The 12,004-nt window shown below is 68.6% G+C and carries 8 protein-coding genes; 7 read left to right on the forward strand and 1 reads right to left on the reverse strand.

From position 1 onward, the window contains the following. Positions 1 to 54: 54 nt before the first annotated feature. Positions 55 to 768, reverse strand: coding sequence for an SIMPL domain-containing protein (locus tag PHLH3_RS05770; protein WP_213628536.1), 714 nt, complete (start codon positions 766 to 768; stop codon positions 55 to 57). Between the two features lie 237 nt (positions 769 to 1,005). On the opposite strand from PHLH3_RS05770, the gene PHLH3_RS05775 reads away from it, so the two are divergent. The 7 genes from PHLH3_RS05775 to PHLH3_RS05805 all read left to right on the forward strand — a co-directional run bounded on the left by PHLH3_RS05775 (position 1,006) and on the right by PHLH3_RS05805 (position 11,987). Beyond that, positions 1,006 to 2,262 (forward strand): ATP-binding protein, encoded by a 1,257-nt coding sequence (locus PHLH3_RS05775; protein WP_111263671.1) that lies wholly within the window; start codon positions 1,006 to 1,008, stop codon positions 2,260 to 2,262. A 23-nt stretch (positions 2,263 to 2,285) separates the two neighbouring features. Beyond that, positions 2,286 to 2,846, forward strand: coding sequence for a response regulator transcription factor (locus PHLH3_RS05780; protein ID WP_111263670.1), 561 nt, complete (start codon positions 2,286 to 2,288; stop codon positions 2,844 to 2,846). 351 nt (positions 2,847 to 3,197) lie between these two features. After that, positions 3,198 to 4,139, forward strand: coding sequence for an AEC family transporter (locus PHLH3_RS05785; RefSeq protein WP_213628537.1), 942 nt, complete (start codon positions 3,198 to 3,200; stop codon positions 4,137 to 4,139). A 117-nt stretch (positions 4,140 to 4,256) separates the two neighbouring features. Further along, entirely contained in the window at positions 4,257 to 5,048 is a 792-nt protein-coding gene (locus tag PHLH3_RS05790; protein WP_213628538.1) for a DUF2135 domain-containing protein, read from the forward strand. A gap of 35 nt (positions 5,049 to 5,083) precedes the next feature. Next, positions 5,084 to 6,775, forward strand: a complete 1,692-nt coding sequence (locus PHLH3_RS05795) for a DUF2138 domain-containing protein (RefSeq protein WP_213628539.1) — start codon at positions 5,084 to 5,086, stop codon at positions 6,773 to 6,775. Further along, a complete protein-coding gene (locus PHLH3_RS05800) occupies positions 6,745 to 7,422 on the forward strand; it encodes a DUF1175 domain-containing protein (protein ID WP_213628540.1) in 678 nt (225 codons plus the stop codon). Before PHLH3_RS05795 ends, PHLH3_RS05800 begins: the two co-directional genes overlap by 31 nt. After that, entirely contained in the window at positions 7,419 to 11,987 is a 4,569-nt protein-coding gene (locus PHLH3_RS05805; RefSeq protein WP_244862986.1) for an alpha-2-macroglobulin, read from the forward strand. The genes PHLH3_RS05800 and PHLH3_RS05805 overlap by 4 nt, the downstream gene beginning before the upstream one ends. Positions 11,988 to 12,004: the final 17 nt, after the last annotated feature.

A 12,004-nucleotide genomic window follows, 5' to 3' on the forward strand; every position in this document is an offset into this window, starting at 1 on the left:
GGGGCGCGGTAATGAAAGGGAGCCGCGCCGTTGCAGCGCGGCTCCCGCCCGGAATCAGGGCATCTGCACCTCGATGACGCCGTCGGCGTTGACGGTCACCCGGCTGGTGCCGGCCTCGACCTCCGGTGCCGGGGCGCTGTCGTACATCGACGACTTGGCGGCCATGGCGCGCATCATCACCGGCTGCGGCTGGAAGCCGGCGCTGTTGAGGTTGAGGCTGACCAGCTTGTAGCCGCTGCCGCCGAGGGCTTCCGTGGCCAGCTGGGCGCGGGCCTTGAAGGCGTCCACGGCCTGCTTGATCAGCGCGTCCTCGTTCTTCTTGCGGGTCGGGTCGGCGATGCTGAAGTCCATGCCGCCCATCTTCAGGGTGCCCATCAGGTCGGCGCTGAGCTGGGACAGGGTGGCGAAGTCGGGGCTTTCCAGGCGCAGTTCGGCACGCTCGCGCCAGCCGGTGATCTTCTGGCCCTTGTCGTCGTAGACCGGGTAGCTGTTGCGGCTGCCCAGGCTCACCGATACCCCCTTGGTGCCCCGCGCCTTTTCCACCGCGGCGTTGATGGTGCGGGTGATTTCGGCGGCGAGCTTGGCCGGGTCGGCGCTCTGGGATTCACTGTAGAGGGTCACGTGCATCAGGTCGTGGGCCACTTCCTGGCTGACCTCGGCGCGCAGCGCCACCTGGTTGTAGCGGGCTTCCTCGGCCTGGGCGGAGAGGCTGCCGAAGGTCGCGGCGCAGAGGGTGATGGCAGCGGCGAGGCGGGTGATGGCTTGCATAACGGCTCCTTGTGAGAGGCAGTGGGGTGCACGGATTGTGCAGCAGTCACGGGGTTAGACGCAGGTCCGCTGCGATCGGGGTTAAGACCCGGAACATTTTTTTGCGTTCCGGGCAGGGCCAGTGGAACGGGGCCCCGTCGTCGGCCGACGGAAGGCATGCGACGATGCGGCGAGTTGACGCATATCAGCGGAGCGCGTGACGCCTTGGTTATACTCCGCCGACGCCTTGGAGTGCCCATGCTCGAACCCTTGCCCCTCTTGTCCGCCAGCCGGCAGAACCTGCTGCGCCTGACCTTCATCCGCATCCTCGTGCTGGCCGCCCAGGCCGGTTCGGTGGGGCTCGCCTACAAGGCACAGCTGCTGCAGCTGCCCTGGCTGGAGCTGTCGGTCACCCTCGGTGTATCGGTCATCCTGTGCCTGAGCACCGCCCTGCGCCTGCGCGGTCCCTGGCCGGTCACCGAGCTGGAGTACTCGGTGCAGCTGGCCTGCGACCTGGTCATCCACAGTGTGCTGCTCTATTACTCGGGCGGCTCGACCAACCCCTTCGTTTCCTACTACCTGGTGCCGCTGACCATCGCCGCCGCCACCTTGCCCTGGCTCTACACCCTGGTGCTGGCGGGCATGGCCCTGGCCGCCTACACCCTGCTGCTGGTGTGGTTCCACCCGCTGGAGATGCCGGTGGCCCAGCGCGAGACCCTGCTGATCTACGGCATGTGGCTGAGCTTCGCCCTGGCTGCCGCGCTGATCACCTTCTTCGCCGCGCGGATGACCGAGGAGCTGCGTCGGCAGGACCAGCTGCAGTCCGTGCGCCGGGAAGAGGGCATGCGCGACCAGCAGCTGCTGGCCGTGGCCACCCAGGCCGCCGGTGCCGCCCACGAGCTGGGCACGCCGCTCGCGACCATGAGCGTGCTGCTCAAGGAGCTGCGCCAGGAATACGGCGACAAGCCGTCCCTGCAGGATGACCTGGCCCTGCTGCAGGAGCAGGTGCGCCTGTGCAAGGACACCCTGCAGCAGTTGGTGCGCGCCGCCGAGGCGGATCGACGCCAGGCGGTGGTGGAGCAATCGGTGGTGGAGTGGATGGAGGTCACTCTCAACCGCTGGCACCTGATGCGCCCCGAGGCCACCTATCGCTACCAGTGCCTGGGCATCGGCCAGCCGCCCCGGCTCATGCCGCCGGCCGACCTGACCCAGGCCCTGCTGAACCTGTTGAACAACGCCGCCGACGCCTGCCCGGACAAGCTCGACATCCGCATCAACTGGGATCACCAGTGGATGGTGCTTAGCATCCGCGACCATGGCGCCGGCGTGCCCCTGGCCATCGCCGAACAGCTCGGCCGGCCCTTCTTCACCACCAAGGGCAAGGGCTTCGGCCTCGGCCTGTTCCTCAGCCAGGCCAGCGTCACCCGTGCCGGCGGAACCGTGAAGCTGTACAACCATGAAGATGGCGGTACCCTCACCGAGTTGCGCCTGCCCCGTGGTTACGGCGTTGTCTGAGCTTGAATCCGCGAGGAGTCCAAATGAGCGATGAACCCCTGATCGAAGGCGAAGAACAGCCCCACCTGCTGCTGGTGGACGACGACGCCACTTTCACCCGTGTCATGGCCCGTGCCATGAGTCGCCGTGGCCTGCGGGTCTCGGTCGCCGGCTCGGCCGAGGAAGGCCTGGTCCTGGCCAGGGACGACCTGCCCGATTACGCCGTGCTCGACCTGAAGATGGAGGGTGACTCCGGCCTGGTGCTGCTGCCCAAGCTGCTGGAGCTGGACCCGGAGATGCGCGTGGTGATCCTCACCGGCTATTCGAGCATCGCCACCGCCGTGGAAGCCATCAAGCGCGGCGCCACCAACTACCTGTGCAAGCCGGCCGATGCCGACGACGTGCTGACCGCGCTGCTGTCCCAGCATGCCGACCTGGACACCCTGGTGCCGGAAAACCCGATGTCGGTGGACCGCCTGCAGTGGGAGCACATCCAGCGTGTGCTGGCCGAGCACGACGGCAACATCTCCGCCACTGCCCGTGCCCTGGGCATGCACCGCCGCACCTTGCAGCGCAAGCTGCAGAAGCGCCCGGTGCGTCGCTGACGCCGATGGCGCCGAAAAGAACCTCGGCGCCTTGTCGGGTGTGTGTAGGGTGGGCTTCAGCCCACCGCTTTTCCTTTGCTCGCTAAATAATCGATGCCGGAGCCCCGGGCACAGCCCTGTGCCGACCCTGGCCCCGCCTGGTGGAGGTAAGAAGCGACCTCCACCCTACGCAGCGATCATGCCCGTATGCGGGCTCGGCTGGTCTTTGTAGGAGCGAATTCATTCGCGATCGGGCCTTCCCCTGACGCCAAGGGCTGGCTCTTCTCTGCCCTGAAAGCTTCACGAAAGCCACTTCCCGCCCCGACTTGGTTATCCTTAGCCACCTAACTATCCCCCGCGCCAGGCCCCTCCATGTTCGCCGTCGTCCAGCAAATCATCGGCATCACCGCGCCGGTCTTTTCCATGCTTTTCCTCGGTGTGCTGCTGCGGCGCCTGCGCTGGATCGACGCCCCCTTCATCGATACCGCCTCCTCGCTGGTCTTCCGCGGGACGATGCCCACCATGCTGTTCCTCGCCATCGTCCAGGCCGACCTGCGCACCGCGTTGCAGCCGCGGCTGATCGGCTACTTCGTCCTGGCCACGCTGGTGTGCTTCGGCCTGGCCTGGCTCTGGGCGACCTGGCGGGTGCCGAAGGCGGACCGCGGCGTCTATACCCAGGGCGCCTTCCGTGGCAACAACGGCATCATCGGCCTGGCCCTGGCCACCAGCATGTACGGCGACTACGGGCTCTCGGTGGGCGGGGTGCTCGGGGGCGTGGTGATCCTCTGCTACAACACCCTGTCCTCGGTGGTGCTGGCCCTCTACGCACCCAACGCCAAGACCGACCCCTGGAGCCTGTTCAAGAGCATCCTCGGCAATCCGCTGATCATCGGCGTACTGGCGGCCATCCCGGTGGCCTACCTGCAACTGCCGTTGCCGGCCTGGATGGTCACATCCGGCGAGTACTTCGCGCAGATGACCCTGCCCCTGGCGCTGATCTGCATCGGCGGCACCCTGTCCCTGGCCTCCCTCCGGGCGAGCGGGCCGATGGCCGTCAGCGCCAGCCTGATGAAGATGGTCTGGCTGCCCCTGGTGGCCACGGTCGGCGCCTGGGCCTGCGGCTTCCGCAATGCCGAGCTGGCGATCCTCTTCCTCTATTTCGCCAGCCCCACGGCGGCGGCCAGTTTCGTCATGGCGCGCGCGGTGAACGGCAACCACGAGCTGGCGGCGGCGATCATCGTCATCACCACCCTCGCGGCGGTGCTCACCACCAACGTCGGCCTGCTGACGTTGCAACTGATGGGGCTGATCTAGCTTTCCGGGGTGAGATGTTTCAAATTGTGAGGGACTTCCGACTCCTCGACGCCCCGGATTGCGCGCTCCCCCATGAGGCTCTAGCATCAGCGCCTTTGCGCCATTAAAGGATTAAACATGCGCGCCCCCCTCCTGCTCTGCCTGACGTTCCTGGCCTCCATGGCCCAGGCCGCCGAACCGGCCGCGACGCTGGAGGGGCCGACCGCCGGCTGGCGCTACGCCGGGCTGCTGGACCGCAGCGAGAACCCCGCCGTCGCCTACCCCACGCCGCCCATCGACCGAGGCGGCCAGCGCAACCGCACCCTGATCGAAGGCCGCCTGGCCAACCTCGGCCACGTACGCCAGCCGCATCGCCTGGTGGTCAATGGCAACCCGCTGCCGCTCTACACCGACGACCAGGGCCGCTTCGTCCGCCCCTATGCCTTCGGCGCCGGCTCCAACGGCGTCGAGCTGGTGTCCGGCGACGGCAAGTCGGTCAAGCGCGTGCAGTTCTACGAGGCCAACTCCCATCGGACGCCCGCCCGCCTGCGCGTCGTGCTCGGCTGGGACGACCCCAAGGCCGAGCTCGACCTGCACATCGTCACCCCCGACGGCCAGCACGCCTTCTGGGCGGATCCGGTGATGAGCAACGGCGGCGGCCTGGACACCGACAGCGTCGATGGCCCGGGGCCGGAGATGTTCACCATGACCGCGCCGCTGCACGGCACCTACCTGGTGTACGTCAACTACTGGGGCAACCTGGGCGCAGGCGGCTACAACTTCGACGCCGGCAGCAACCAGAACGAGGTGATCACCTCGCAGATCAGCCTGGTGTTCAACGAGAACACCGTGAATGAGAAACGCGAGACCTTCCTCGTCCCGCTGCGTGCCATCGGCGAGCTGCTGCTCGTCAAATCCTTCAATTTCTGATGTCCCGACGCTTGGATGAACTGGGGTTATTCGACATGAGCCAGACCACCACACCCGAACCGGCCCGCCGCCCGGCCCTGGCACGCCACCCGCGCGCCCTGGCCGCCGGCCTGCTGCTGCCGCTGGCCGCCTTCGGCCTGCTGGGCGGGTGCTCCAAGGAACCGCCGCGCGAGCTGGCCGAGAAGAGCGCCCTAGGCCTCGACCTGAAGCGCCCCGATGCGCTGATCGAGAGCGTCTCGCTGAGCCGCCTGCCCAAGGACATCCTCGCCGTGCCGCTGCTGCGCGACACCCTCACCGAGGACTTCGTCTTCTATTACCAGGACAACGCCGACCGCCTCGGCCTGTCCGGCAGCCTGCGGCGGATCATCTACGAGCGTGACCTCAAGCTGCAGGACACGCTGCTGGACGAGTTGCTCGACCAGCCCGCCGAAGTCGCCCTGTGGCGCGGCGCCGATGGCAAGCTCAAGCATGTGCTGCTGACCATCGAGCGCGGTGGCCTGGCGCGGGTGCTGGAGCCCCTGGCCCACGTCGCCCTCGACGACAGCCAGCTGAGCCAGGCCGGCGAGCTGCGTGTGGACGGCGACTCCGTACCGCTCTACCGCCTGAGCTACCTGGGCGACCGCTCCGTGCTGCTGGCCAGCCACGGCGACAAGCTGCTGGTGCTGTCCAGCCCCGGCATGCTGATGGATGAAGCCGGCCAACTGGCCAAGGACGCCACCGAGTCGGTGGAATCCCTGCTGGAAGGCGAGAACCCCTTCCCCGAGCGCTTCGGCCTGGATGCCCGCGGCACCGAGCAGCAGCGCATCGCCCTGGGCGGCGAGTACGTCGCCTTCGGCTACCAGCGCTTCTTCCCGTCCTTCGCCGGGCTGCGCTTCGAGATGGACGACAAGGGCTGGCACAGCTACGTCGCCCTCAACGACGTCGACGACCAGCCGGCCTTCGACTTCGCCCCCATCTGGAAGGCCATGCCCATGGGTGCCAGTGCCTGCGTGGCGCTGCCGGTGGCACCGGGCGTACCCGGCAAGCTGCTGGACCGCGTCGGTGCCGGCAAGGAGGTCGCCGCCGAGCTGGAGAAGCGCCTGAACGGATCGGCTGGCCTCTGCTGGTACGCCGAATCGCGCCTGCACTCGCCGCTGCTGGTCACCCAGCTGGGCGAGAAGGTGACGCCTGAGCTCGATACCGCCATCGAGGGCCTGTTCGGCTCGGTGATCGGCGCCTACGAGCCCTATGTCGAGGGTGGCCGCTTCCCGGTGGACGACCAGACCCAGGGCGAGACCCGCCGCTGGACCCGCGATGTCGGCTCCAACTTCGGCCAGTACCCGGCCAGCGAGAACGCCAACCCGGACGCCCTGGGCTCCAGCGGCTTCTTCCGCGTGAGCCTGGCGCGCCATGGCGACACCCTGCTGTTCTCCCTCGACGACAAGCTGGTGACCAAGGGCCTGGATACCCTCGACAAGCGCTTCCCGCCGCTGGCCGAGACCCTGCCCAAGGACGCCCTGGTGCCGGCCTTCATGGCCCCCGACGGCCTGTCGAAGCTGCTCGAGCGCGAGACCCTCGACAGCCTGCCGAGCAACTACGAGCCGGTGTTCCTCAACGCCGCCGAAACCCACCTGCTGCCCAAGCTGCGGGCCCTCGGTGGCCATGGCAAGTACGCCCTGGCGCTGCCTGCGGGCACCAAGACCGGTTCCGACTGGCAATGGCTGCCGCTGGAGTGGCGCCCGCTGTGACCCGTGCACTGGCTCGCCTGCCGCTGGGCCTTGCCGCGCTGTTGATGGCGTGGAGCCTGGCCGTGCGCGCCGAGGACGTCCCCGCACTGGACGCCGAGCAGTCCCAGGTGTTCCGCGCCTGGTTCGTGCGCATCGCCCAGGAGCAGCTGCGCCAGGGGCCGAGCCCGCGCTGGCACCAGCAGGACTGTGCCGGCCTGGTGCGCTTCGCCGCCAACGAGGCGCTCAAGCCCCACGACGGCAAGTGGCTGCGCGCCAACGGCCTGTCCAACCGCTACCTGCCGCCGGAGCTGGACCTGACCGACGGCCAGCGCCGCCTGGCGCAGACCTGGCAACAGGGCGGCGGCAAGGTCGGGCCCTATGTGAATGCCATCAAGCTGATCCAGTACAACAGCCGGTTCGCCGGCCGTGACCTCAACCAGGCGCGGCCCGGCGACCTGATCTTCTTCGACCAGGGCGACGAGCAGCACCTGATGATCTGGATGGGGCGCGACATCGCGTACCACACCGGAACCACCACGCCGACCGATAACGGCATGCGCTCCGTGAGCCTGCAACAACTCATGACATGGAAGGACACCCGATGGATCCCCGACGAATCCAACCCCAACTTTATCGGCATCTATCGGCTGCACTTCCTCTCCCGATGACTGCCGCCCGCCTGCTGCGCCGCGCCGCCACCCTGTCGGCGACGGCCCTGCTCGCCCTGGCGTTGCCCTTCGGCAGCAGCCAGGCCGATGACGAAGTGCCCTCCAGCGGCTACACGCCGCTCTCGGGGGAATCCTTCTTCCTCCTGGCCGACAGCAGCTTCGCCGCCGACGAGGTCGCCAAGGTGCGCCTCGAGGCACCGGGCCGCGACTACCGCCGCTACCGCATGGAAGGCTACGGCGGCGTCGACGTGCGGGTGTACCGCATCGACAACCCGCTGGACTTCCTCAAGCGCCAGAAGAACCTGCACCGGGTGGTCGCCGAGGGCGACTTCAAGGGCGAGGGCCTGTCCAACACCCTCGGCTACCTGTGGGACAACTGGTACCGCAAGTCGCGGCGGGTGATGCAGCGCGCCTTCTCCTACGAGTCGCGCAAGCAGGTCACCGAGGAAGCGCCCGAGCTGAAGATGGGCGACGCCATCCGCCAGCCCACCGAATTCACCCCGCAGGTGCAGTACGCGCCCATGAAGGGCCTGCCCCTGGTCGAGCAGTTCCGCTACCCGCTGTGGGAAGCCAAGCCCATCGAGCCGCCGAAGGGCGTCGAGCTGGCCGGCTCCTCGAGCCAGTTCACCAACGTCCAGCCGGGCAACGTCTACATCCCGCTGGGCAAGCTCAAGCCGGGCCTGTACCTGGCCGAGGCCATCGTCGGCAAGTACCGCGCCACCACCGTGGTGTTCGTCTCCAACACCGTCGCCGTGAGCAAGATCGCCGGCGGCGAGCTGCTGGTATGGACGGCGCACAAGCACCAGGGCACCCCGGTCGCCGGGGCCAAGGTGCTGTGGACCGACGGCCTGGGCGTGATGACCAGCGGCAGCACCGACGCCGAGGGCCTGCTGCGCCTCGGCCATGCCAGCCCGGAACGTTCCTACCTGCTGGGCGAGGATGCCGAGGGCGGCGTGTTCGTCTCCGAGAACTTCTATTACGACAGCGAGATCTACGACACCAAGCTCTACGCCTTTACCGACCGGCCGCTGTACCGCCCGGGGGACTGGGTGGAGGTGAAGATCGTCGGCCGCGAGTTCAAGAACGCCCGTGATTCGGTGGCGCCAAGCGCCGCACCGATCAAGCTCGCGGTGCTTGATGCCAACGGCACCCAGCTGCAGACCCTCGACCTGAACCTGGACTCCAGGTCCGGCACCGCCAGCCGCTTCCAGCTGCCGCAGAACGCCGTGGCCGGCGGCTACGAGCTGCGCTTCACCTATCGCGAGCAGATCTACAGCAGCGCCTTCCGCGTCGCCGAGTACATCAAGCCGCACTTCGAGGTGTCGCTGGACCTGGCCAAGCCCGATTTCCGCACCGGCGAGCCGGTCAAGGGCGCCCTGGTGCTGCTCTACCCGGATGGCAAGCCGGTGGCCAACGCCAAACTGCAACTGAGCCTGCGCGCCCAGCAGCTGTCGATGATCGACAACGAACTGCAGTACCTCGGCCAGTTCCCCATCGAGCTGAGCACCAGCGAACTGACCACCGACGCCAAGGGCCGTGCCGAGATCGACCTGCCGGCGGCCGAGAAGCCCAGCCGCTACCTGCTCACCGTGTTCGCCAGCGATGGCGCCGCGTACCGGGTCAAGACCAGCAAGGAAATCCTCATCGAGCGTGGCGCCGCCCGCTACGCCCTGACCGCCCCGCAGCGCTTCAGCAGCGCCGGCGAGTCGGTGCGCTTCACCTACCGCAGCGAGCGCCCGACCGAGCTCAAGCCCGCGCGCTACGACTGGGTACGCCTGGAGGACCAGAGCAGCCACAGCGGCAGCCTGGGTGAAGGGGATGAAGGTTTCGACCTCAAGTTCGAGCGCCCCGGCACCTACAGCATCACCCTCAAGGACGAGCACGGGCTGATCCTCGGCGCCACCGGCCACTCGGTGAGCGGCGATGGCGTCAAGGCCGTGGCCGGCACCATCGAGATCGTGCTGGACAAGGCCGAGTACCAGGCCGGTGACGAGGCCCTGGCCCTGATCACCTTCCCGGAGCCGGTGAGCGATGCGCTGCTGACCCTGGAGCGCGACAAGGTCGAGGCCACCGCGCTGCTGTCCAAGGGCGGCGACTGGCTGAAGATCGAGCGCCTGTCCGATACCCAGTACCGCGCGCGCATCCCGGTGGGCGAGACCTTCTCGCCGAACATCACCTTCTCCGCGCTCTACACCCGTGGCGGCGACTACAGCTTCCAGAACGCCGGCATCAAGGTGGCGACGCCGCAGATCGACATCCAGATCGTCGCCGACAAGGAAACCGCCCGCCCCGGCGACCTGGTCACCGTCGAGCTGACCACCCGCTACGCCGGCAAGCCGACCGCCTCGCGCCTCACCGTCAGCGTGGTGGACGAGATGATCTACGCGCTGCAGCCGGAGATCGCCCCGGGCATCGACCAGTTCTTCTACCACCCGCGCCGCAACAACGTGCGCACCAGCGCCAGCCTGTCCTTCATCGCCTACGACCTGGCCCTGCCCGGCACGCCGAGCGCCCCGGGCCGCGCCAACCGCAGCGACCGTGGCGTGAAGGTGCTGGAGCGCCCGCGCCGCGAGGAAGTCGACACCGCCGCCTGGCAGCCCGACCTCGTCACCGATGCCGACGGCAAGGCGCGCTTCAGCTTCCGCATGCCCGACTCGCTGACCCGCTGGCGCATCACCGCCCGCGCCGTCAACGCCGACGGCCAGGTCGGCCAGAAGCGCCAGTTCGTGCGTTCCGAGAAGCCGCTGTACCTGAAATGGAGCGGCCCGGCCACCTACCGTGGCGGTGACAAGCCGGCCCTCGGCCTGTTCGCCTTCAACCAGGGGGAAACCGGTGCCAAGGCCGAACTGGTGACCCGCTACAACGGCCAGGAACAGCGCACTCCGGTGGAACTGGCCAAGGGCATCAACTACCTGCCGCTGGCCGAGACCGCCCTGGTGAATGGCGACTTCCACGCCGAGCTGGTTCAGGACGGCCAGGTCGTCGACGCCCTCGACGTCGCCCTGCACCTGGCCGCCAGCGGCTGGCAGAGCGCCCAGGCGAAGACCGTCGTCGCCTACGCCGGCAAGACCGAACTGGGCCTGCCGGCCGACGCCAGCGCCATCCGCCTGCGCCTCGACGACAGCGGCCGCTCCCTGTTCAAGGGCGCGCTCGATGACCTGCTCGGCTACCCCTACGGCGGTGTCGAGCAGACCGCCAGCCGCCTGCTGCCGCTGGCCCTGGCCTACCCGACCCTGGCCCAGGGCGAGCCGCGCGTGCGCGACCGCCTGCGCCTGATCATGCAGAACAGCCGCCTGCGCCTGGTGCAGATGGCCGGCCCCGAAGCGTCCTTCACCTGGTGGGGTGACGAGGCGGATGCCGATGCCTTCCTCACCGCCTATGCCTACTACGCCGACTGGTACGCCAGCCGCGCGCTGGAGGTGCAGCTGCCGGCGGAGCACTGGCAGCGCGTGCTGGACGTCTATGCCGCCCAGGCGCCGACCACGCCGCTGCTGCAGCGTGCGCTGATCCTCGGCTTCGCCCGCGAGATGCAGCTGCCGGTCAACACCCTGATGGAAGGCCTGATGGCCGACCTGGCGGCCGCCGGGGAGGGCAGCGACCAGGCCCTGTCGGACGACGGCAGCCAGAGCCTGGTCATGGCCGCGCCGGATTCGGCCCTGGGCCTCGCCACCGCGCGGGTGCTCACCCTCGGCCTGGCGCGCCAGGTGCAGGCCAAGGTGCCGGACGCACTGGCCGCCCAGGCCGCTGCCGCCCGCGAGCGCCTGGCCGCCAGCCAGCAACCCTTCACCGAGGCCGTCGGCCTGTACGTCAACGGTGCCGATCGCCAACGCGCCGCCGCGCTGCTCAAGCGCCTGGCGCCTGGCCAGGCCACCCTGGAACGCGCCCTGGCGCTGACCTGGCTGCAACGTTCCCTCGGCCAGGACGACGAAGCGATCGCGCTCAAGCCCCAGGGCGACTGGCGCGCGGCCGAAGGCACCAGCGGCGAAGGCTACTGGCTGTGGCAAGGCCAGGGCGTGCCCGCTGAAATGGAACTGCCGGCCGACCTGCCGCACCCGGTGGACGTGCGCCTGGACTTCAACAGCGCCCAGGCCGCCCCGGCGAAGCTGGACGTGGAAATCTCCCGCAGCCTGATGCGCCTGGTGCCCGGCGAGGAGCCCTTCAGCTTCACCGCCGAGGAAGTGAAGCCGGAGGACATCTCCAGCGACGACCTATACCTGGACACCATCGTGCTCACCAGCAAGGGCGAGCGCGCGCTGCGCTACGGCATGCTGGAAGTGCCGCTGCCGCCGGGCGCCGATGTCGAGCGCACCACCTGGGGCATCAAGATCTCCGGCCTGGGTGGCGAGGAAGCCGAGACCCTGGAGCGTGCACGCAACGAGCCGGGCCAACTGCTCTACGCGGTGCCGGTGGACAGCCTGCAGGGCAGCGTGGTGCTGCAGCACCTGGTGCGCTTCTCGCAGAAAGGCTCCTTCGAGTTGCCGCCGGCCCGCTACCAGCGCCTCTACGCTCCCCAGGAGCAGGCGCTGGAGAGCGAACCGGCGCTCGGACGGATCAAGGTTGACTAGGACGCGACACCTGGCCG

Source organism: Pseudomonas sp. Pc102 (assembly GCF_018408275.1).
Lineage (GTDB): Bacteria > Pseudomonadota > Gammaproteobacteria > Pseudomonadales > Pseudomonadaceae > Metapseudomonas > Metapseudomonas tohonis.